The organism is Streptosporangium heterodermiicola (assembly GCF_051390675.1).
Classification (GTDB): Bacteria; Actinomycetota; Actinomycetes; order Streptosporangiales; family Streptosporangiaceae; genus Streptosporangium.
On record NZ_JBPJSR010000001.1, the window covers coordinates 741,178 to 763,014 of the forward strand.

A 21,837-nucleotide genomic window follows, 5' to 3' on the forward strand; every position below is an offset into this window, starting at 1 on the left:
CCCTATACGTCCACTTTGGGGGGACGTGAGCACCCGCTATCGGGGGGTCGTGCGGCGACCCGAGCAGGAGAGCCGCAATAATGCTGCCCGTGGCGACAGCATCCGCAATTTCAACGACGACGACAGCGCACTCGTCCCGCAGACCCGACCTGGTCAGCGTGGGGACGATTGTCTGGCTGTCCTCCGAGCTCATGTTCTTCGCGGCGCTGTTCGCGATGTACTTCACCATCCGGTCGGTGAGCATCGGCCAGGGCCTGCCCTGGCCCGAGGCCCATCTGAACATCCCGTTCGCGCTGGCCAACACGATCATCCTGGTCCTGTCGAGTGTGACCTGCCAGCTGGGCGTGTGGGCGGCGGAGAAGGGCCAGGTCGCCAAGCTGCGCTTCTGGTACGTCGTCAGCTTCCTGATGGGCGCCGTGTTCGTGGGCGGCCAGCTGTACGAGTACAGCCAGCTGGTCCACGAGGGGCACACGCTGTCGCACTCCGCGTACGACTCCGTGTTCTACCTGACCACGGGCTTTCACGGCCTGCACGTGACCGGTGGACTGATCGCGTTCCTGTTCATGCTGGGACGCACGTACGCCGCGAAGCGCTTCACCCGTGAGCAGGCGACCAGCGCGATCGTCGTGTCCTACTACTGGCACTTCGTGGACGTGGTCTGGATTGGCCTTTTCGTAACCATCTATGGCATTCACTAAGGAATCGGGGATCTCTGTGAATAGGATCACCGCTGGGCGGCGGCATCCCCTCGCGAGATACGCCGTCCTGCTCCTGGCCCTGGGCCTGATCGGCGGGGTCTACACCGTCGCGCTCGCGGTCTCCCCCAGCCGGCAGGCCGACGCCGCCATCGCGTCCGGCAGGGCCGACGACGTGGCCGAGGGCAAGAAACTCTTCGAGCAGAGCTGCTCCAGCTGCCACGGCCTCAACGCCGAGGGCACCGCCCAGGGTCCGACCCTGATCGGCGTCGGCGCGGCCTCCGTGGACTTCCAGGTCGGCAGCGGCCGCATGCCCCTGGCCAACCCCAGCGCGCAGGCACCGCGCAAGCCTCCGGCGCCCTGGGTCAACGAGGACACCGTCCGGCAGCTCGGCGCCTACATCCAGTCGCTCGGCGGCGGCCCGACCGTCCCGACCGCCGAGCAGGTCGACGCCTCCAAGGGCGACAAGTCCAAGGGCGGCGAGCTGTTCCGCGCCAACTGCATCCAGTGCCACAACTTCGTCGGCTCCGGCGGCGCCCTGACCCAGGGCAAGTACGCACCGCCGCTCCACGAGGCCACCGACAGGCAGATCTACGAGGCGATGATCACCGGCCCGCAGGCGATGCCGGTGTTCAACGACAGCATGATCACCCCCGAGCAGAAGCGGGACATGATCGCCTACATCGTGGGCGTGCGCGAGGAGCCCAACCCGGGCGGCGCCGGTCTCGGCCGCATCGGCCCGGTCACGGAGGGTCTGGTGGCCTGGGTCGTCGGGCTCAGCCTCCTCTCCCTGGCCGCCATCTGGATCACCGCGAAGAGGCGACAGGCCAAATGACTGACAACAATCACGACATCGAACAGCCGGAGGAGCGCGCGCCGAAGCGCGTGATCGGCACCCCCTCCCCGGCGACGAGCACCTCGCTCCTCGGCCGCGAGGAGCCGAGGAAGACGGACGTCGTCCAGGTTCCCGGAGTGGTCCCGCAGGACGAGGCGACCGCGAGGAAGGGCGAGCGGTACGCCGCCCTCTGCTTCCTCGTCGCCTTCCTGGGCGGCATCGGCTTCGTGGTGTCGTACGTCGTCTTCCAGGTCGGCGACATCGAGAAGACCCAGGTCTCCAACCTCGCGCTGGGCGGCACGCTCACGCTGGCCCTGCTCGGGCTGGCCGCGGGCCTGACGACCTGGGTCCGCCTGGTCATGCCGAAGTACAACCTGGTCCAGGAGCGCCACACGATGGCCTCCGACCCCGAGACCAGGTCCTACGTGGCCGAGACCTTCCTGCAGGGGGCGAACGAGAGCGGCATCGCCAAGCGCCCGCTGCTGCGCCGCACCCTGCTGGCCGCCGCCGCGCCGCTCGGCCTGGCCCCGCTGGTCCTGCTGCGCGACCTCGGCCCGAGCCACACGAACTTCCCCGCCAAGCTGCGGCACACCGTCTGGGGCGAGAAGACCAAGGACGGCAAGCCCCTCAAGCTCATCGTCGAGGGAAGCGGCTCGCCGATCAGGGCCGCCGACTTCAACTCCCCCGGCGGCATCCTCTCCGTGGTGCCCGAGGGGTACGAGCACGACCTGAACGCGCTGGCCAAGGCCACACTGATCCTGATCAAGTTCCGTCCCGAGGAGCTCAAATCCGGGACTAACCTGAACTGGACACACGACGGGATCGTGGCGTACTCCAAGATCTGCACGCACGTCGGCTGCCCCGCGGCCCTGTACGAGCAGACCACCCACCACATCCTGTGCCCGTGTCACCAGTCGACCTTCGACGCCGCCGACGGCGCCAAGGTCATCTTCGGCCCGGCGGCCAGGCCCCTGCCTCAGCTGCCGATCGCCGTCGACAGTGAGGGATATCTCGTCGCAACGGCGGATTTCGCGGTCCCTGTCGGTCCCAGCTTCTGGGAGCGCGGCGACGCCGAGGCCGAGGTCCGTGAGAACGGAGCCCAACAGTAATGAGCATCGAGACCGTTCCCAAGCCCGTCGAGGGCGCGAGCGCCTTCGTCGACGACCGCATCGGCGCGGGAAACTTCCTGAGGCGCAACCTGCGGAAGATCTTCCCCGACCACTGGTCGTTCCTGCTGGGTGAGATCGCGCTCTACTCGTTCATCATCCTGCTGCTGACCGGTACGTTCCTGACGTTCTTCTTCAAGCCCGGCATGGGCCACGTCGAGTACGCCGGCTCGTACGGCCCGCTGCAGGGCGTCACCATGTCCGAGGCGTACGCCTCGTCGCTGAGCATCAGCTTCGACGTGCGCGGCGGCCTGCTCATGCGGCAGATGCACCACTGGGCGGCCCTGCTGTTCATCGGCGGCATGATGGTGCACGCGCTGCGGGTGTTCTTCACCGGCGCCTACCGCAAGCCCCGCGAGCTCAACTGGCTGATCGGCGTGCTGCTGCTCACGCTGGCGCTGGCCGAGGGCCTGACCGGTTACTCCCTCCCCGACGACCTGCTCTCCGGCGCCGGTCTGCGGATCACCGAGGGCGTGGCGATCTCGCTGCCGCTGGTCGGCACCTGGATCACGTTCTTCCTCTTCGGCGGCGAGTATCCGGGCGAGGACGTCATCGCGCGCTTCTACTCGCTGCACATCCTGCTCATCCCGGGCATCCTGCTCGCGCTCATCTCGGCTCACATGATCCTGATGTGGGTCCAGAAGCACACGCAGATGCCGGGCAAGGGCCGCACGAACGAGAACGTGGTGGGCGCGCCGTTCTACCCGGCCTTCATGATCAAGGCCGGCGCCTACTTCATGTTCACCTTCGGCGTGATCGCGCTGCTGGGCACCTTCGCCCAGATCAACCCGATCTGGCTGTTCGGTCCCTACACCCCCGCCGACATCTCGGCGGGCTCGCAGCCCGACTTCTACATGGGCTTCCTCGAAGGCTCGCTGCGCCTGATGCCCGCCTGGGAGATCAATCTCTTCGGCGGCGCGGGGGGCACGCTCGCGATGAGCGTGCTGATCCCGGCCCTGGTGCCGATGGGCATCGTCATGACGGGCCTGGCGCTGTACCCGTTCATCGAGCAGTGGGTCACCGGGGACCGCCGCGAGCACCACGTCGCCGAGCGTCCCCGCAACAACCCGCACCGCACCTCGATCGGCATCTCGGCGGTCACGTTCTACGGTGTCCTGTGGCTGCTGGGCGCCAACGACGAGATCTCCGCGTTCTTCCACATCTCGCTGAACTGGACGACCTACGCGGGCCGGTTCCTGATCATCGCCGGTCCCGTGCTGGCGTACATCATCACCTACCGGATCTGCCTGGGCCTGCAGCGCGGCGACGCGGCGATCATCAGCCACGGCGTGGAGTCCGGTGTGATCAAGCGGCTGCCGCACGGCGAGTACATCGAGGTCCACGTCCCGCCGCACGAGGCCATCGAGGCCCACATGCGGGGCAAGGAGGCGATACCGATCGTCTCCGGAGGCGACGCGGGCCCGAAGAACCGCGACGACATCCCCTCCAAGGGGATGCGCGGCCCGCTCGGCAGGCTCCGCGCCAGGATGAGCGCGGCGTACGGCGGCGAGAAGATCCCGCTCGACGAGGGCCACGGTCACGGCCACGGCGAGGACCACGACGCCATCGGCGCGGGTCACGGGGAGCACGAGGAGCACGCGGCGGTCGGCAAGGCCGGGGACGACAAGTCCCTGACCCGCTGACCCGCTGACCCGCTGATCCGCCACGGCTGACGCCACCGGAGGGCCCGGACACCGCACGGTGTCCGGGCCCTCCGTTTTGCGCGTCACCGGACTTCGCGGGTCACCGGACCTGTAGGCCGACCTCGCACGTCGTCGGATCCGGGTGGTGGCTTCGCGTGTCGCCGGACGACGGTCACATACGGCTTGGCGCGTCGTGCCGGTTACGGTTTCACGCACGGCTTCGCATATCGCCGGACGACGGTCTCACACACGGCTCCGCACGTCGCCGGACGACGACCTCACATACGGCCTTACACACGGCCTCACGCGTCGTCGGCCCGTACCGAAAACGCCTCTGAGCTGGCACGATGCCCCCAGGAAGCCCTCAGGAGGCCGCTGCGGGCCTTTCGTGTGCCGAGGCCACAAAGGGGCTCACCCCACACCCCCGGCGCCTCCGGGGGACGTCAGGCGCCCCCCGTCAGTCCCCGTTCGCCCCCCGGTCAGCCCCCGGTCAGACGTCGTCGGTGTTGAAGTGCTTGAGGCTGCTCCACTTGAGCCACTGCCGCCAGCTCTCCTGCCAGTGGCCCCACCCGTTCATGGGTTCCAGCGGGCGAGGCGAGCCGGTGATGATGATCGGGTCCCCGATCAGGGTGTTGTCGAGGAACCACTTGGCGTTGCTCGGGCTCACGTTGACGCAGCCGTGGCTGACGTTGGAGTTGCCCTGGGAGCCGACCGACCACGGGGCGCTGTGGATGTACTCGCCGCTGTTGGAGATGCGGACGGTGTCGTAGACGGTCAGCTGGTAGTAGCCGGCCGAGCCGGGGCCGATGCCCGGGGAGGTCATGACGGTGACGTCCTCCCGCGACATGGCCAGGTGCACACCGCTGGTCGTGTGGTACTTCCAGTTGCCGCCCTGCCCGGCGCTCATGGGCATCTCGCGGACGACCTTGCCGTTGCGCTTCACCGTGAGGTGGTGCGACTGGACGCTGCCCCGGGTGATCTGCGAACGGCCGATCTTGAAGTTGACGGTCTTGCTCGCCGCCCCGTACAGGCCGTCGCCGCCGCGCACCCCGGCCAGGCGGGCCTCGACTCGGACCCTCGTACCGGCGGGCCAGAACTTCTTCGGGCGGAAGTGCACGTTCCGGGCGTCGAACCAGTGCCACGCCCCCAGGACCGGCCTGGAGGTACGGACGAACAGGTTGCGCTCGATGGAGACCCGGTCGGTGACGTCGCGGTCAAAGGTGATCATCACCGGCATGCCGACGCCGACGGTCAGGCCGGTCGAGTCCCTGCCAGGCATGAAGTTCTCGATCGCGAAGGTCTCGCGCCCCTTCACCGTGGAGAAGGAGGAGGTCGTGGTGGTGACGGCGCCCGAGGGGTTGACGGCCGTCGCGGAGACCTCGTAGGAGGCCCCTGGGGCCGCCGTGCCCCGGCTGCGCCACTGGGTACCGTCGGCGCTGAGAACGCCCGGCAGGGAGCCTTTGGCGCCCTTCACGGCCCTGACGACGACCTGCCGCAGGGTGCCGCCCCGCGCCGCGACCAGGATGGGGGTGTCCGTGGGAACACCCTTGGCCCTGTCGAGAGGGGCCACCGTGACGACGGCCGCGTCGGCCGCGGCCGACGGATTCTGTGACGCCTGTGGCGTCTGCCCGCCCTGTACGGCGGTGTTTCCCGAGCAGGAGGCCGTCACCAGCGCGAGAGTCAGCAGCCCCGCTCCCTGGCTCGAACCACGGATCGCGTGCCCCACATGAACTCCCCTGTCCCGGACTGAACCACTGATTTAGTTATTACCCGGAGTAAGCGGTTCACCACATAAGACATCCACCCTGAGCCCCAAATAAACGCCAAAAAGCGGGCCACGGAAGTTTTTCCGTGGCCCGCTCGGATGGTCGTGAGACGCGGGTTCAGCGCACGCGGGTGCCCGTAAGACGCGGGGCGGGCCCGCTCAGGGGGCGGTCGGACGCGGGGTCAGTGCGAGAAGTTGCCCCGGTAGTACTCGAAGACGAAGCCGATCATGCTCATCACGATCGCGAACACGCCGATCAGGAAGAGCCACCAGCCGATGACCAGGCCGACCGCGCTGAGCGCGACGGCGAGGCAGACGAAGAGCGGCCACCAGCTGTGCGGGCTGAAGAAGCCGAGCTCCCCGGCACCCTCGCTGATCTCGCCCTGCTTGTCGTCCTCCGGCTGCTCGCCGATACGGCGGGCCGTGTACATGAGGTAGTAACCGATCATGAACGCGAAGCCGACCGAGATGGCCATCGCCGTCGTGCCGACCGGCTCCTTGGACCAGTACCAGTAGACGACGTCCACGGCGGCGAAGAAGACGCCGCAGAGGATGAACAACCAGCCCTGGACCTTCATCGGTTCTCCTCCAGCTCACGGGCCGGGATGTGCGGGTGCTTGAGGTCGAACGCCGGGCGCTCGGACCGGATGCGGGGCAGCGAGGTGAAGTTGTGCCTCGGCGGCGGGCAGGACGTCGCCCATTCGAGCGAGTTGCCGTACCCCCACGGGTCGTCCACGGTGACCTTCGGCGCGGTCTTGTGGGTCTTCCACACGTTGTAGAGGAACGGCAGCGTGGAGGCGCCCAGCAGGAACGCGCCGACCGAGGAGACCATGTTGAGGTCGGTGAAGCCGTCGATCGGGCTGTAGTCGGCGTAGCGGCGCGGGAAGCCCTGCGCGCCGAGCCAGTGCTGGACGAGGAACGTGGTGTGGAAACCGACGAACAGCGTCCAGAAGTGGATCTTGCCCATCGTGTCGTTCAGCATCTTGCCGGTGAACTTGGGCCACCAGAAGTAGAAGCCCGCGAACATCGCGAAGACCACGGTGCCGAAGACCACGTAGTGGAAGTGCGCGACCACGAAGTAGGAGTCGGAGACCTGGAAGTCGAGCGGCGGGGAGGCCAGGATGACACCGGTCAGGCCGCCGAACAGGAACGTCACCAGGAAGCCGATCGAGAACAGCATCGGCGACTCGAACGACAGGTGGCCGCGCCACATCGTGCCGATCCAGTTGAAGAACTTCACCCCGGTGGGCACCGCGATGAGGAACGTCATGAAGGAGAAGAACGGCAGCAGCACCTGTCCCGTGGGGAACATGTGGTGCGCCCACACGGTGATCGACAGACCCGCGATGGCGATCGTCGCGCCGACCAGGCCGATGTAGCCGAACAGCGGCTTGCGGCTGAAGACCGGCAGCACCTCGGTCACGATGCCGAAGAACGGCAACGCGATGATGTAGACCTCCGGATGGCCGAAGAACCAGAACAGGTGCTGCCAGAGCAGCGCGCCCCCGGTCTGGGAGTCGAAGATGTGCGTGCCGAGCTTGCGGTCGGCCTCCAGCGCCAGCAGCGCGGCGGCCAGCACCGGGAACGCCATCAGCACCAGGATCGAGGTGAGCAGGACGTTCCAGGTGAACATCGGCAGGCGGAACATGGTCATTCCCGGCGCGCGCATGCAGACGATCGTGGTGACGAAGTTCACCGAGCCGAGGATCGTGCCCAGACCGCTGATGGTCAGGCCGACGATCCACAGGTCGCCGCCGATCCCCGGGGAGCTGATCGCGTTCGACAGCGGGGTGTAGGCGAACCAGCCGAAGCTGGCCGCGCCGCCCGGGGTGATGAAGCCCGACAGGGCGATGAGGCTGCCGAAGGTGAAGAGCCAGTAGCTGACCATGTTCAGCCGCGGGAAGGCGACGTCGGGGGCGCCGATCTGCAGCGGCATGAGCTCGTTGGCGAAGCCCGCGAACAGCGGGGTCGCGAACATCAGCAGCATGATCGTGCCGTGCATGGTGAACAGCTGGTTGAACTGCTCGTTGCTGACGAACTGCAGCGCCGGCTGGGCCAGCTCCGCCCTCATGATCAGCGCCATGACGCCGCCGATCAGGAAGAAGATGAACGAGGTGATCAGGTAGAGATGTCCGATGATCTTGTGATCGGTGGACGACGCCCACTTCGTGATGATCGAGCCCTTGCGGGTCGGCACCGGGGAGAGGACGAGGGGTTCGTTAAGTGCGGTCACTGGGCACCCGCCTGGCTAGCGATGTACTGGTCGAACTCGTTCTGGGGGACGAGTTTCACCGAGAAGAGCATCCTGCTGTGGTCGACGCCGCAGAGTTCCGCGCAGCGGCCGGCGTAGACGCCGGGCTTGTCCAGCGTCTGGACCTCGAACTTGTTGTTCACGCCGGGGATCACGTCGCGCTTGAAGTGGAACGCCGGGACCCAGAAGGAGTGGATGACGTCCGGCGAGTGGAGATCGAACTCGATCTTCTTGCCGACCGGCAGCACCAGCTGCGGGCCCTTGGTGTAGTCGGCGGCGGGCCGGCCCACGACCTGGACGGACTTGCCGCCGGTCTCCGAGGTGAAGCGCCAGCTCCACTGGAAGCCCTCGACCTTGACCTTCACGTCGGGCTTGCCGGACATCTCGTTGATGTAGTTCTGGTCCCGCGCGGTGAAGAAGAAGAACACGCCGACCATGATGATCGGCACCACCGTGTAGAGGATCTCGATCGGGAGGTTGTACCGCACCTGGGGCGGCAGCTCCTCCTTGGAGTTCTTCTTCTTACGGTGGAAGGCGACGGACCAGAGGATCAGACCCCACACGACCACACCGGTGGCGAGGGCGGCGATCCAGGAGCCGTTCCACAGATTCTGAACGGCGTCGGACTGCTTGGTGACGCCCTCGGGCAGGCCCCCTCGGGACCAGTCTTCGGCACTGCACGCCGTCAGGGAAACCAGCAGCAGCGCCAGAGCGGCAGCGCGTGGCACCCGGCGGCGGGCCAACGGACGCCGTGCAGAACGGCGGGTCGGACTCACGGATCGCCTACCCCACAGATGAAGCCCAGGAGTCACTCCTGGGCGGTCGTTTGTTCACGTTCAAGATTTCGTAGTCAACAGCTTCACGCTGGGGGACACATTAGCGCGGACACCCCTCGCCCTCCCCCGCAGCCCCCGCCCGCACCGCGCGTGGTGCGACGATTGGGAGCGTGGCGTACTTCGACGCGGCCTCCACGGAGCCGCTGCACCCCCAGGCGCGCGAGGCTCTCATCGCGGCCCTCGACGTCGGCTGGGCCGACCCCGCGAGACTGTACGGCTCCGCCCGCCGGGCAAGGATGTTACTGGAACAGGCGAGGACCGAGGTGGCCGAGGCCCTGGGAGTGAGGGCCGACGAGGTCTCGTTCACCTCCTCGGGAACCCAGGCGGTGCACCTGGGCGTCCTCGGCACCCTGCGCGGCCGCCACCGGGCCGGACGCCGCCTGGTCACCTCGGCGGTGGAGCACTCCTGCGTGCTGCACGCGGCGGGCATCCACGAGCGCGACGGCGGCTCGGTGGAGACGGTCGGCGTCGGGATCACCGGCGCGGTCGATCCCGAGGTCTTCGGCGAGGCGGTCCGCGCCGAGGGCGCCGGGGGCGCCGGGGGCGCCGGGGGCACGGCCCTGGCCTGCCTGCAGAGCGCCAACCACGAGGTCGGCACGCTCCAGCCGGTCGCCGAGGTGGCGGCGGCGTGCGCCGAGGCGGGGGTGCCGCTGCTGGTGGACGCGGCCCAGACGGCGGGCAGGATGCCGCTGCCCCCCGGCTGGTCGGTGCTGGCCGCCAGCGCGCACAAGTGGGGCGGCCCCGCGGGGGTCGGCGTGCTGGTGGTCCGCAAGGGCACCCGGTGGCGCACCCCGCTGCCCGAGGACGACCGCGAGCGCCGCAGGGTCCCCGGGTTCGAGAACGTGCCGGAGATCGTCGCGGCGGCCGCCGCGCTGCGCGCCACGGTGGCCGAGTCGGTCATGGAGTCGGCCAGGCTCTCGGCGCTCGTGGACCGCGTCAGGACCGAGGTGCCCCGGCTGGTCCCGGACGTCGAGGTGATCGGCGACCCGATCGTACGGGCGCCGCACATTGTCACCTTTTCGTGTCTTTACGTGGAGGGCGAGGCGCTGCTGACGGAACTCGACAAGGCCGGGTTCTCGGTATCGTCCGGCAGCTCCTGTACGGCGAGTACGCTTCGTCCGTCGCATGTTCTGGAGGCGATGGGCGTGCTCACTCACGGGAACGTCCGCGTTTCGCTCCCCAGGGGCACCTCGGCGACGGATGTGGACCGTTTCCTCACCTTCCTGCCGGACGCGGTGCGGAGGATACGCGAGGAGGCGGGGGTCAAGCTTTGATCAACACTCGGGGAGTGAAGACGCGATGACGTCCGGCCAGGCGACTCCGGCGGGAGCGGCACAGCCTCCCGCCCTGACCATCGACGCGCTGGGCAAGAAGTGCCCGATCCCGATCATCATGCTGGCGGCGCAGATCAACGACGTGCCGCGCAACGGGATCGTCGCGGTCCTCGCCGACGACCCGGCCGCCGTCACCGACATCCCCGCCTGGTGCCGGTTGAAGTCGCACCACCACGTCGGCAGCCACGAGCTCCCCGAGCGCGGCTGGGCCATCCACGTACGCCGCAATTACTGACATGTCTTGAAATTGGGTATGACCTCCCCCGAAAACACGCCAAACGGTTCGGGGGGACGGCATGAGCGGTGAGACGGCCAGAGATCTGATGAACGCCGGGGTCCGGTGCGTCGAGGCACACGAGACACTCGACCGGGCGTCGCAGATGATGCGGGACATGAACGTGGGCGCGCTGCCCATCTGCGGCAGCGACGACCGGCTGAAGGGGATCATCACCGACCGCGACATCGTGGTCAAGTGCGTGGCCCACGGCCTGGACCCCTCCAAGATGACCGCGGGAGACCTCGCGACCGGCCTGGTCTGGGTGGCCTCGGACGCGAGCGTCGAGGACGCGCTGGCCAAGATGGAGCAGAACCAGATCCGGCGGCTGCCGGTGATCGAGGACGGCCGTATCGTCGGCATGATCAGCGAGGCCGACCTGGCGAGGAAGCTGCCCGACGACAAGCTGGCCGAGTTCGTGCACCGCGTCTACGCGAGCGGCTGACACCCGGCCCGCGCGAGCACCCGCACGACCACGGCACGGTGGTACCGGCCGGACCACCGCCGGGCGAGGCCCTGCGGTGGTCCGAGACCGCTCAGGCGCGGCGGCTCAAGCGTGATCGCTCAGGCGTGGTGGCACTTCACGAAGGGGGCCACCTCGGCGGCGGCGTCGGCGCCGTAGGCGTCGGCGAGGCGCTCCAGGAAGACCTTCTGGCCGAGCTCGTACTCCTGGCCGCCGACCCGCTCCAGGACGTGGGTGGCGGTGAGGTTGCCGACCTGGCCGCAGCGCTCCAGGGACAGGCCCCAGGCCAGGGCGGACAGGAAGCCGGAGCGGAAGGCGTCGCCCACGCCGGTGGGGTCGGCCTTGCCGAGCTCGGGCGCCGGGGGGACGTGCAGGGACGGCTCGCCCTCGCGGTCGATGACGACGCCCTTGGGACCGAGCGTGGTGACGCGGACGCCGACCCGGCCGAGGATCTCCTCGTCGGTCCAGCCGGTCTTCTGCTCGATCATGCCCTTCTCGTAGTCGTTGCCGAACAGGTACGCCGCGCCGTCGACCAGCTCGCGGATCTGCTCCCCGGGCATGCGGGCGAGCTGCTGGGAGGGGTCGGCCGCGAACGGGATGGCCCGCTGGCGGGCCTCGGTGGTGTGCCTGAGCATCGCCTCGGGGTCGTTGGGGCTGATCAGCACCAGGTCGAGTCCGCCGACTCGCCGGGCGACCGGGTCGAGCTCGATGAGGCGGGCCTCGGCCATCGCGCCGGTGTAGAACGACGCGATCTGGTTGTGGTCGTCGTCGGTCGTACACAGGAAGCGGGCGGTGTGGTGCGTCTCGGAGACGTGGATGGAGTCGCAGTCGACCCCGTGACGCTCCAGCCAGGAGCGGTAGTCGGCGAAGTCGGCGCCGACCGCGCCGACCAGAAGGGGCCGCAGCCCCAGGCAGCCCATTCCGAACGCGATGTTGGCCGCGCAGCCGCCGCGGCGGACCTGCAGGTCGTCCACGAGGAACGACAGGGATACCCGGTCGAGCTGACCGGCGATGAGCTGGTCGCTGAAGCGGCCGGGGAAGGTCATCAGTTGATCGGTCGCGATTGAGCCGGTGACGGCGATGCGCACGGGGTTCTTCTCCTCGTTGTCTGCATCTTCGGAACGTGGGCGGTTGAGCCACGCGGGAAGTTGAGCCACGCAAGAATACGCGACCTTTCTCGCGTCCCGCTCGTGCTCCAATGGCTACCCCGATCGGACACGCGAAAGCCCCGCGGAGTGACCAATGTCACCCCGCGGGGCCTGGCGTTCTCGCCGGTCCGTCTCGCCGGGCGGGATCCGCCCGGCCGAACCCGTCTAGTTGAACGAGTCGCCGCAGGCGCACGAGCCGGTGGCGTTGGGGTTGTCGATCGTGAAGCCCTGCTTCTCGATCGTGTCGACGAAGTCGACGGTGGCGCCCACGAGGTAGGGGGCGCTCATCCGGTCGGTGACGACGCTCACGCCGTCGAAGTCGGAGACGACGTCGCCGTCCATCGAACGGTCGTCGAAGAAGAGCTGGTAACGCAGGCCGGAACAGCCGCCGGGCTGCACGGCCACGCGCAGCTGGAGACCTTCCTCGCCCTGCTGCTCCAGCAGGCTCTTGACCTTCGCCGCGGCCGCGGAACTGAGGATCAGGCCCTGCGCCGTGGTCTCGCTGCTCTCAACCGACATGTTGGTGACTCCCGCGTCTTCGTCAGCCGCTCCCCGGGAACGGCCGTCTGTGTATGACGTCCTTCTCAGACGCTACCAACACCCGCCCCCCTGTACACATTCCTGAGACGACAGACACCTCCGTCCTTGGACGTCCTTAGACAAAACCCCCTCCCCCGGAATAAAGCCCCAATCCTGTGTGTCATCATTAGTCGTCACTTCGACGATAAGGGGGTGTGGCCATGACGACCACCGAGACCGGGCTTCCGCTCTTCGTCCTCGGCAGAGGTGTCGACCCGCACAGCGAGCGCGGCGTCGACTGTCCCGGCGAGCTGCCGTCCGCTTCGGACCCGGCGCTCGTGGAGCGCGCCCGGAGGGCCAAGGCGGCGCTCGGCGACCGGGTCTTCGTGCTGGGCCACCACTACCAGCGCGACGAGGTCATCCAGTTCGCCGACGTGACCGGCGACTCGTTCAAGCTCGCGAAGGAGGCCGCGGCCCGCCCCGGCGCGGAGTACATCGTCTTCTGCGGCGTGCACTTCATGGCCGAGTCCGCCGACATCCTCACGTCGAGCTCCCAGAAGGTCGTGCTGCCCGACCTCGCGGCCGGGTGCTCGATGGCCGACATGGCCACCTTCGACCAGGTCGAGGAGTGCTGGGAGGCCCTGGAGGACGCGGGGATCGCCGGGGTCACCGTCCCCGTCACCTACATGAACTCCAGCGCCGACATCAAGGCGTTCTGCGGGCGCAACGGCGGTGCCGTGTGCACCTCCTCCAACGCCAGGCGCGCCCTGGAGTGGGCCTTCTCACGCGGCGAGAAGGTGCTCTTCCTCCCCGACCAGCACCTGGGCCGCAACACCGCCGTGCTGGAGCTGGGCCTGTCGCTGGACGACTGCGTCGTCTACAACCCGCACCGGCCGAACGGCGGCCTGACCGTCGAGCAGCTGGAGAACGCCAAGGTGATCCTCTGGAAGGGTCACTGCTCGGTGCACGGCCGTTTCAGCGCCGAGTGCGTGGACGACGTCCGCGCCCGCATCCCCGGCGTCAACGTGCTGGTCCACCCCGAGTGCAGGCACGAGGTCGTCACCAAGGCCGACCACGTCGGCTCGACCGAGTACATCATCAAGAAGCTCGAAGAGGCTCCGGCCGGGTCCTCCTGGGCGGTGGGCACCGAACTGAACCTGGTCAAGCGGCTCGGCGCCATGTTCCCCGACAAGAACGTGACGTTCCTGGACCGGACGGTCTGCTACTGCTCGACGATGAACCGGATCGACCTCCCGCACCTGGTGTGGGCGCTGGAGTCGCTCGCCTCCGGCCAGGTCGTCAACCAGATCACCGTGGACGACGACACCGCCCACTGGGCCGGGGTCGCCCTGGACCGGATGCTGGCCCTGCCCTGACCTCGGAGCGAAGCAGTGACCCGGGCGGGTCCCGCGGTCCCCCGGTCCGGCTTCCGGCCGGGCCCGGTGTCCCGGGGCCTCCCCCGGTTTCCCTGGCCTCAGCGTGGACGGGCCCCGGCGGGTGGTGACCCGCCGGGGCCCGTCGCGTGCCGGGGACCTGTCGCGTACCCGGGGTCGGGGGAGCACCGCGTGAGCGGGGCCTATTCGAGCTCGTAGACCACCCTGACGCTGACCGACACGTTCCGGCGGCCGGGGCTGATCGACGCCCTGTCGACGGCCGCGGCGAAGCCGAATATCGGCGTCGGCGGGGTGACGTCCTGCTCGTTTATCTCCGTGACGCGGCCGAGCCCGCGGCCCGCGAGCCTGACGTACTGCGTGGCGCGGCTCTGGGCGTCCCTGAAGGCGATGTCGCGTGCCAGCCTGAGCGGCGCGCGGTTGTCGGACACCTCGAAGGAGATGCCGTTCAGCCTGACCGCCTCGCCGACGGCCGCCGCCGCCTCCACCACGTCGTCCGCGTCGTCGATGTCGCGCACGACGGCCTCGACGCCCTGCGTGGCCCGGTAGCCGGAGACCGTGGGGTACTCCTTGTACTCGGGGCCGAGGGTCAGCTCGTCGGTCCGCAGGTCCCTCGCCGCGATCCCGGCCGCGAGCAGCGCCCGGGTCAGCGCGGCGGCGGCGGTACGGGCGGCGGTGAACGCCGCCCCGGCGGTGGGCCGGCGCACCTCGACGCCGGTGTCCAGCCGCATGATGTCGGGGGTGGTGGACACGGTGCCCTCGCCCACGATCGTGATCTGCGGGCGGCTCCCCTCCACGGCCGCCGCGGACGGCTCGGAGTCCGCGAGCGCGGTGCCGCCGGACAGCCCGGCGAAGAACAGCCCCGCGGAGACGAGCACGGCCGAGGTGACCGCCTGAGACATCTTGATCATAAAGTCATGGCACCACGGGACGCCGGTCGCGGCGGCGGGCTCCGCGCGGGCCCTGTCGTGTCTTGGCCGAATCCCGGGCGGATGTTTTGCCGCCGACCGGGTTGGATTCCGGCCGGATCGCGACGGGCGGACACTGGCGCGCCCCGGGCGGGCGGACACGGTTCGGATCCGGGCGGGTGGGCGTGGTTCAGATCCGGCTGAGCCCCCGCCACCAGCCCAGCAGCCCGCCGTCGCCCTCGACGGCGTAGTCGTCGGGGCTGCGCCGCCCCCACACGACCTGGAGCAGGTCGGCCGACGTGGCGGCGAGCACGGTCACGGTGCCCGGTTGCAGGGACCGCCGGTGGTGGAAGCGGTCGGGATCGAGGGTGATCACCCACCCGGCCCCGGTGTCGGCCTGCAGGGAGATCGTCTCGCCCCCGCCCCTGATCTCGGCCACGTCCGGGTTCCACCTCACGTACGGCAGGACGTCGAGGAACTCCTCGACCCCGTCGGCGGCCACGTGCTCGTCGATCACGACGGGGACGCCCAGCGCGAGCTCGGCGTCGACCCGGTGCACCAGGGTCTCGTGGAGCATCCGCCTCGACCAGAACCGCACCCGCTTCTCCCCGGACCAGGACCACATCGGCGCGTCCGGGTCCCGCGACAGCAGCGCCTCGGGCAGGAAGGCGGCGCCCTCGGCGAGCCAGGCGGCGTAACCGCCCGGGTCGGCGGGCAGGCCCATGTCCATGCCGTCGCGGTCGTGGCGCCGTTCGGCCAGGTCGCGCACCATGGCGGCCACCCAGCGGTGCACGCCTCCGGTGTGGGTGACGAGCTTCGCCAGATCCCAGCCGGGACAGGTCCGCACGGAGACGGACATGTCACGCCCCTTTACGACGTCGGCCATCCGGGCGATCTCCGTGGCGGCGGCCGCGGTGTGCTCGGCGTGGGTCCACTCCCTCATCTCAACCCTCTCGCGTGAAGCGCATGAACTGCTTTTCGTACTCCTTGGCGTCGGTGCTGGTGGCCAGCAACCGCTGCACCTTCCCCTTGAAGTCGAACACCACCGCCTCGTAGCCGGAGCCCTTGCGCCGCCAGCCCGCGATGTGCTCGTCGTCGTACCAGCCGATGAGCCGCTCCGTCTCGAACGGGATCCGGACCTTCGCCGGGCCGTCGGAGCCGGTGGACCAGACGCAGATCTCCTTCTTGCTCTCCTTGCAGTACGTCAGCAGGGAGGAGCCGGACGGGGAGATGTCGTCGCCCTCGACCGTGATCGGGGTGCCCACGTCCAGCAGGGTCTGCAGCACGGTGCCCTGCGTGTCGTAGAAGCGGATGCGCTGGGTCTTGCCGGTGAGCGCCCAGGTGCCGACGGCCCTGCCGTCGCCCCGCCAGAAATAGCTCCACTTGCCCGCGTCCTTCTCCTTCACGCGGACGACCTTCGCCTTCTTCGTGGCGACGTCGATGATCGCGAAACCGTACTCCTTGCTGATGTCGCCGACCGCCTCGTAGAGGGTGACCAGGCCGCGCGTGCCGTCCGGCGACCACTGCGGAAGGGTCGGGTAGATCGGCGCCTTGGTGATCCTGATCCTACTCGCCGCGCCGGATCGGTGATCGACGATCGACACAATCGCGTAGCTCTGCGCGTCGTAGATCCGGTCGGTGCCCAGCGCCTTGGTGCCGTCGGCGTTGACCGTGTACTGGAAGTACTTGCCGTTCTTGACGAACCGCCCGCCGCCCTGCTCGCGGACGTAGAGGGTCTTGTCCCAGTCGAGGCTGTAGGAGCTCAGCTTGATCGGGTCCTGGTCGCTCTCGTGGAGCGTGAGCGAGCTGCCGGGCAGCTTGGTCGTGCTGTCGGCCTCCGGCACCGTCGGCGCGGTGGGAGTGGGGGTGCTCGCGCCCTTCGTGGTGTCCGCCCGGGTGGTCTCCGGCGTCTCGGTGCCGGTGCCGCGCAGCGCCAGTACGACGCCCCCGGCCACGAGGGCGGTGACCAGCACGCCGCCCACGATCGCCGGCCACGTCCGGCGCCCGCTCCGCGCGGGGGGCGCCTGTCCCGGGTACGCCGGTGCCGAGGGGTTCCGGTACTGGACGCCCTCGGAGGAGGGATAGGTCGCGGGACCACCGTAGGGCTGGGGCCCGGGATTCCCCGGATATCCCGGCTGCGGGTGCCCGGGGCCCTGCGGGGGGTAGCCGCCCGCGTGGCCGTCGGGGCCGGAGTGGCCGGGGAAGGGCCGTGTCAGGGGCGCCCCCTGCTGCGGGGAACCGTGGGGCCCGGCCTGCTGGGCGTGGCCGCGAGGGTCCTGCCACTGGGCGTGCTCGGGGTTCCGGGCCTGGCCACGGGGGTCCGACCGCTGAGGGTGCGGGGCCTGGCCACGGGGATCCGACTGCTGAGGGTGCGGGGCCTGGCCACGAGGGTCCGACTGCTGGGGGTGCGAGGCGTGGCCACGCGGATTCGACTGCTGGGGCTGAGGGACATGGCCGCGAGGGTCCGACTGCTGGGCGTAGCCGGCGGGACCGCCCTGCGGGCCCTGCGCCGGGTATCCCCCGCCGGGCCCGCCCTGCTGGGCGAACGGCTGCGGCCCCGAGTGCCGCCGTTGGTCCCACTGGTCCCGCTGGTCCCGCTGTTCCCACTGGGCGTGGTCGTCGCCGCCCGGACGCCGCTGCCCGTACACGGTGTGCCCGGGGTCGTTCCCGTCCGGGCCGTGCCCGCCGGGGCCGGTCTGCTGCGCCGCGGCGGCCGAGCCCTCGGCGAGGATGCCGCGCGGAGCGGTGGGCAGCGCGGCACCGGTCGCGCCGCCCGTGCCGCCCGGACCGCCCGCGTGGCCGAGCAGCCGCAGCAGCGCCTCGCCCGCCGCGGGCCGCTGGGCGGGGTCCTTGGACAGGCACTGCCCGACCAGGTCGCGCAGCGCCGGGTCGGTGATCGCCCCCAGGTCCGGCTCCATGTTCATGATCCGGTTGAAGATCGCCGGAAGGCTGTCCGTGCCGAACGGCGGCTGCCCGGTCGCCGCGAAGACCATCGTGCAGCCCCACGCGAACATGTCGGCGGGCGACCCCGCGTTCTCCCCGGCCAGCTGCTCGGGGGTCATGTACGAAGGGGTGCCGATCGCCATCGCGGTCAGCGTGGAGGTCCGGTCGAGCGCCTTGGCGATGCCGAAGTCGATCACCCGGGGCCCGTCGGAGGCCAGGAGCACGTTGGAAGGCTTGAAGTCGCGGTGCACGATCCCCGCCTGGTGGATGGCGACGAGCGCGGTGACCGTGCCGATCGCCAGGCGGTGCAGGCCCGCGCCCTCGCGCGGCCCCTCACCGGTCACGACCGCGTCGAGCGTCGGGCCGTCGATGTACTCGCTGACGATGTACGGGCGATGCTGGTCGACCCCGGTGTCGATCACGGCGGCGGTGCAGAAGGGCGCGACGCGCTGGGTCGTGCTGACCTCGCGGACGAAGCGTTCCATCGCCTCCTCGTCCTGCGTGAGGTCCGCGCGGAGCAACTTGACCGCGACGCGTGCCCCGGTCGGGGAAACGCCCAGGTAGACCGTTCCCTGGCCTCCCTCGCCGAGCCTGGCGGTGAGCCGGTACTCCCGCACGTGCTCGGGATCCCCGGGCCGCAGGGACACGAGGTCCGCCATGGTCACACCCTTCTCCCGTGATGATTTTCCGGTCCCATTGTGGGGGCAAAGGGTCACAGGACGTACATCAAACCGCAAGCCGGACGGCCACGATGGCGCGTTCCAGGCGGCCTCGCGAACCGCGCGGGGAGGCCGTGCGGGCAGGGCTTCGCGGGAGATCTCTCAGAGGCCGGGCGCGCCCCAGAGGGGGAACCAGCGGCCGAGATCGGGCTCGATCTCCAGCTCGCCGCCGATCGCGCCGCGTACCTGCAACTCCAGCGCGTTGTCCCTGCGCTGGGCCTGGCCTCCCCCGCGCTCGGCGGGCAGCGGGGCGAACGGGTAGAAGGTGCCCTGCTTGTAGAGGTAGACCAGGGCGAGCCCGCGGCCGTCGGGGGCGGCGAAGGAGACCAGCGAGCAGAGCAGGGAGGGGCCGAAGCCCGCCGCCTCAAGGGAGGAGTTGACCGCGTGCAGGTCCGTCACCAGGTCACCGAGCATGTCGGGGGTGCCGGGGGTGTCGGGAGTACGGCGCACCAGCAGCCACGTGTAGCCGAAGGAGTCCTTCGACACCTCCACCGGGGGGCCGCCTCCGGCGTCCAGCAGCCGGGTGACGTCGCGCTCCAGTTCGGCGAACGCCCCGCCCTCGGCCGAGCGGAAGCAGACCGCCCCCACTCCCGTCGGCGCCAGGTCCGTGGCGGCCTGCAGCGTCACCGCGGCCGAGGGCAGCGCGAACAGCGCGTCCAGGTCGGCCTTGGCCGGTTCGCCGCGTCCCATCAGCGTGTCCCACCAGCGCATCGGATCACTCCCCCCTCGGTCCCCTTCGCTCGCTCCTGCTCAAGACCTCTTCGCGGGTCCGTCACCGCGAGGCGCCGGGGCACCCTTCAGGCGTTCCGCGAGCGTCCCGCGCACGGCCCGCGGGTCCGTCACCCGCCCTGCCCGAGCTGGGCGGAGATCCTGCCGAGCTGGTCCAGGCGCCGTTCCAGCGGCGGGTGGGTCGCGAAGAGCGCGGACAGGCCGGCCTTGCCCGACAGGGCCGGCGCGAAGAAGAAGGCGTTGAACGGCTCGGCCTCGCGCAGGTCCTTCGTCGGGATGCGGGCCATCTCACCGTTGATCTTGACGAGGGCGCTGGCCAGGGCGGAGGGACGCTGGGTGAGCAGTGCTCCCGCGCGGTCGGCGGCGAGCTCGCGGTAACGCGACAGGGCACGGGTGAGCAGGAAGCTGACCGCGTACACCAGCGCCGAGACGAGAAGGATGATCAGGCCGATCGGCAGGCCGCCCCTGTCGTCGCGCCCGCGCCCGCCCAGGCCGCTGTAGAGCGCGACCCTGGTCATCAGCCCGGCGACGATGCCGAGGAAGGACGCGATCGTCATGACCGCGACGTCACGGTGGGCCACGTGGGACATCTCGTGGGCCAGCACGCCCTCCAGCTCGCCGCCGTCGACGCGGCGCAGCAACCCCGTGGTCACGCAGACCACGGAGTTCTTCTGGTTACGGCCGGTGGCGAACGCGTTCGGGACGTCCGAGTCGGCGATCGCCACCCGCGGTTTGGGCATGTCGGCGAGCGCGCACAACCTGTCGATCATGCCGTGTAGCTCCGGGGCCTCCTGCGGGGAGACGACACGCCCGTGCATCGCGAAGAGCGCGATGCGATCGGACATGAAGTACTGCACGAGCAGGATGCCACCGGCGATGAGCAGCACCACGACGGCCCGGACGCCCAGCGAGATCAACACGGCCACGAAGACCACGTAGAGCAGTCCGAGCAGGAACATGGTGAGCACCATGCGCCTGGTCAGGCCCTGGTCCGGGGCGAACCGGGTTTGTGCCATATGCCCAAGCTAGCCGGGAATCAGCCCCTCATTGCCGAGCATCTCCCGCACTTCGTCCATGGATGCGTCGGCCGGAGGCAAAATCAGCTCCGAGGACTCCAGGCTGTCGTCGGGCAGCGCCTTGCCGACGTGGCGGACCTTGTCGAGCAGGGCGTGCAGCCGTACCCGGAAGGTCTCCTCCTCGCCGGCCTCGATGGCGGCCTCCAGCTCGGCGTCCAGCGTGTTCAGCACGTCGAGGTCTGCGGGGGCGATGTCGATCTGCCCCTCCCCCATGATGCGGACGATCACAGGCCCTCCCCCGGCTGGCGCAGCTGCTGCGTCTGGTTGGACTGCGGCTGCTGCTGCTGGGGCGGCTGCTGAGGCTGGGGCTGCTGGTGGGGCTGCCCCGGGCCGGGCGTGATCGCGCCCTGCGGCGCGGGACCCTGGCCGAGCTCGGCCTTCATCCGCGCGATCTCCAGCTCCACGTCGTGCCCGCCGCCCATGCGGTCGAGCTCGGCCTGGATGTCGTCGCCGCGCTGCCCGCTGAAGTCGTCGAGCGCGCCGCTGGCCAGCAGCTCGTCGATGGCACCCGCGCGGGCCTGCATGGAGGCCGTCTTGTCCTCGGCGCGCTGGATCGCCAGGCCGACGTCGCCCATCTCCTCGGAGATGCCGGAGAAGGCCTCGTTGATCCGCGTCTGCGCCTCGGCCGCGGTGTAGGTCGCCTTGATCGTCTCCTTCCTCGTACGGAAGGAGTCGACCTTGGCCTGCAGCCGGTGGGAGGCCGTGGTGAGCTTCTCCTCCTCGGACTGCAGGTTGTCGTGCTGTACGCGGAGGTCCGCGATCTGGGTCTGCAGGCTGCCACGGCGGGTCAGCGCCTCGCGGGCCAGGTCCTCGCGGCCGACTCCGAGCGCCTTGCGGCCCTGCTCCTCAAGCTTGCGCGACTGCGCCTCGATCTGGTTGATCTGAAGCTCCACGCGCTTGCGCGAGGTGGCGACGTCCGCCACGCCTCGGCGCACCTTCTGCAACAACTCCAGCTGGCGCTGATATGAGTAGTCCAGGGTCTCGCGAGGATCTTCCATCTTGTCCAACGCGTTGTTCGCCTTGGACCTGAAGATCAGCGAAAGTCTCTTCATCACGCTCATGCGCGTCGGCCGTCCCCTTCTTCAATGCGCTTCGGGTCACCCCAAGTGAGTCCAGCCCCCGAAAAGCACCGGAGCCACCAT

Annotated in this window: 21 protein-coding genes; 8 read left to right on the forward strand and 13 right to left on the reverse strand. The window is 69.5% G+C overall.

From position 1 onward, the window contains the following. Window positions 1-80: 80 nt before the first annotated feature. From ctaE to qcrB, 4 genes are read left to right on the forward strand one after another with little or no spacing between them, the layout of a single operon-like run. The gene (ctaE, locus tag ACSC1Q_RS02990) at window positions 81-698 is read left to right on the forward strand and encodes an aa3-type cytochrome oxidase subunit III (protein WP_362873241.1); all 618 of its coding nucleotides are present in this window, start codon (window positions 81-83) and stop codon (window positions 696-698) included. A 16-nt stretch (window positions 699-714) separates the two neighbouring features. After that, window positions 715-1,530: a cytochrome bc1 complex diheme cytochrome c subunit gene (gene qcrC / locus ACSC1Q_RS02995; protein WP_436757066.1), complete on the forward strand. Its 816-nt coding sequence runs from the start codon at window positions 715-717 to the stop codon at window positions 1,528-1,530. Then, on the forward strand, window positions 1,527-2,639 hold the full coding sequence (gene qcrA, locus ACSC1Q_RS03000; RefSeq protein WP_436757067.1) for a cytochrome bc1 complex Rieske iron-sulfur subunit: 1,113 nt from the start codon (window positions 1,527-1,529) through the stop codon (window positions 2,637-2,639). Before qcrC ends, qcrA begins: the two co-directional genes overlap by 4 nt. Beyond that, a complete protein-coding gene (gene qcrB, locus ACSC1Q_RS03005; RefSeq protein ID WP_436757068.1) occupies window positions 2,639-4,339 on the forward strand; it encodes a cytochrome bc1 complex cytochrome b subunit in 1,701 nt (566 codons plus the stop codon). The genes qcrA and qcrB overlap by 1 nt, the downstream gene beginning before the upstream one ends. Before the next feature lie 490 nt (window positions 4,340-4,829). Here the strand turns inward: qcrB and ACSC1Q_RS03010 are convergent, their stop codons facing one another. The 4 genes from ACSC1Q_RS03010 to ctaC form a co-directional block, all read right to left on the reverse strand. Continuing rightward, complete coding sequence (locus ACSC1Q_RS03010) at window positions 4,830-6,065, reverse strand: L,D-transpeptidase (protein WP_436757069.1); 1,236 nt, start codon at window positions 6,063-6,065, stop codon at window positions 4,830-4,832. Between the two features lie 221 nt (window positions 6,066-6,286). Continuing rightward, window positions 6,287-6,682: a cytochrome c oxidase subunit 4 gene (locus ACSC1Q_RS03015; RefSeq protein ID WP_344916564.1), complete on the reverse strand. Its 396-nt coding sequence runs from the start codon at window positions 6,680-6,682 to the stop codon at window positions 6,287-6,289. Then, window positions 6,679-8,337: an aa3-type cytochrome oxidase subunit I gene (gene ctaD, locus ACSC1Q_RS03020; RefSeq protein ID WP_436757070.1), complete on the reverse strand. Its 1,659-nt coding sequence runs from the start codon at window positions 8,335-8,337 to the stop codon at window positions 6,679-6,681. Before ctaD ends, ACSC1Q_RS03015 begins: the two co-directional genes overlap by 4 nt. Continuing rightward, entirely contained in the window at window positions 8,334-9,083 is a 750-nt protein-coding gene (ctaC, locus tag ACSC1Q_RS03025) for an aa3-type cytochrome oxidase subunit II (protein ID WP_436757071.1), read from the reverse strand. The genes ctaD and ctaC overlap by 4 nt, the downstream gene beginning before the upstream one ends. 218 nt (window positions 9,084-9,301) lie before the next feature. Here ctaC and ACSC1Q_RS03030 point away from each other — a divergent pair, with 218 nt between their 5' ends. From ACSC1Q_RS03030 to ACSC1Q_RS03040, 3 genes are all read left to right on the forward strand, one after another. After that, window positions 9,302-10,465: a cysteine desulfurase family protein gene (locus tag ACSC1Q_RS03030; RefSeq protein WP_436757072.1), complete on the forward strand. Its 1,164-nt coding sequence runs from the start codon at window positions 9,302-9,304 to the stop codon at window positions 10,463-10,465. A 25-nt stretch (window positions 10,466-10,490) separates the two neighbouring features. Then, a complete protein-coding gene (locus ACSC1Q_RS03035; RefSeq protein ID WP_350970792.1) occupies window positions 10,491-10,760 on the forward strand; it encodes a sulfurtransferase TusA family protein in 270 nt (89 codons plus the stop codon). A 61-nt stretch (window positions 10,761-10,821) separates the two neighbouring features. Beyond that, window positions 10,822-11,244 (forward strand): CBS domain-containing protein, encoded by a 423-nt coding sequence (locus ACSC1Q_RS03040; RefSeq protein WP_436757073.1) that lies wholly within the window; start codon window positions 10,822-10,824, stop codon window positions 11,242-11,244. Between the two features lie 119 nt (window positions 11,245-11,363). Here ACSC1Q_RS03040 and ACSC1Q_RS03045 read toward each other — a convergent pair whose 3' ends face one another. Together ACSC1Q_RS03045 and ACSC1Q_RS03050 are read right to left on the reverse strand one after the other, a co-directional pair. Next, entirely contained in the window at window positions 11,364-12,350 is a 987-nt protein-coding gene (locus ACSC1Q_RS03045) for a carbohydrate kinase family protein (protein ID WP_436757074.1), read from the reverse strand. A gap of 225 nt (window positions 12,351-12,575) precedes the next feature. Then, window positions 12,576-12,929, reverse strand: a complete 354-nt coding sequence (locus ACSC1Q_RS03050) for a HesB/IscA family protein (RefSeq protein ID WP_030910261.1) — start codon at window positions 12,927-12,929, stop codon at window positions 12,576-12,578. A 221-nt stretch (window positions 12,930-13,150) separates the two neighbouring features. On the opposite strand from ACSC1Q_RS03050, the gene nadA reads away from it, so the two are divergent. Next, window positions 13,151-14,305: a quinolinate synthase NadA gene (gene nadA / locus ACSC1Q_RS03055; protein WP_436757075.1), complete on the forward strand. Its 1,155-nt coding sequence runs from the start codon at window positions 13,151-13,153 to the stop codon at window positions 14,303-14,305. 200 nt (window positions 14,306-14,505) lie between these two features. On the opposite strand, the gene ACSC1Q_RS03060 is transcribed toward nadA, so the two are convergent. From ACSC1Q_RS03060 to ACSC1Q_RS03090, 7 genes are all read right to left on the reverse strand, one after another. Then, window positions 14,506-15,231 carry an SIMPL domain-containing protein gene (locus ACSC1Q_RS03060; RefSeq protein ID WP_436757076.1) on the reverse strand — a complete coding sequence of 242 codons (726 nt, stop codon included), beginning with the start codon at window positions 15,229-15,231 and terminating at the stop codon, window positions 14,506-14,508. Between the two features lie 187 nt (window positions 15,232-15,418). After that, on the reverse strand, window positions 15,419-16,171 hold the full coding sequence (locus ACSC1Q_RS03065) for a maleylpyruvate isomerase family mycothiol-dependent enzyme (RefSeq protein ID WP_436757077.1): 753 nt from the start codon (window positions 16,169-16,171) through the stop codon (window positions 15,419-15,421). A 1-nt stretch (window position 16,172) separates the two neighbouring features. After that, on the reverse strand, window positions 16,173-18,830 hold the full coding sequence (locus ACSC1Q_RS03070) for a serine/threonine protein kinase (RefSeq protein WP_436757078.1): 2,658 nt from the start codon (window positions 18,828-18,830) through the stop codon (window positions 16,173-16,175). Between the two features lie 162 nt (window positions 18,831-18,992). Beyond that, window positions 18,993-19,601 carry a PspA-associated protein PspAB gene (gene pspAB / locus ACSC1Q_RS03075; protein ID WP_436757079.1) on the reverse strand — a complete coding sequence of 203 codons (609 nt, stop codon included), beginning with the start codon at window positions 19,599-19,601 and terminating at the stop codon, window positions 18,993-18,995. Window positions 19,602-19,729: 128 nt separating this feature from the next. Continuing rightward, a complete protein-coding gene (gene htpX, locus ACSC1Q_RS03080; RefSeq protein WP_436757080.1) occupies window positions 19,730-20,635 on the reverse strand; it encodes a zinc metalloprotease HtpX in 906 nt (301 codons plus the stop codon). 9 nt (window positions 20,636-20,644) lie between these two features. Beyond that, the gene (gene pspAA, locus ACSC1Q_RS03085) at window positions 20,645-20,923 is read right to left on the reverse strand and encodes a PspA-associated protein PspAA (RefSeq protein WP_329092758.1); all 279 of its coding nucleotides are present in this window, start codon (window positions 20,921-20,923) and stop codon (window positions 20,645-20,647) included. Beyond that, entirely contained in the window at window positions 20,920-21,756 is an 837-nt protein-coding gene (locus tag ACSC1Q_RS03090; protein ID WP_436757081.1) for a PspA/IM30 family protein, read from the reverse strand. Before ACSC1Q_RS03090 ends, pspAA begins: the two co-directional genes overlap by 4 nt. Window positions 21,757-21,837 lie beyond the last annotated feature (81 nt).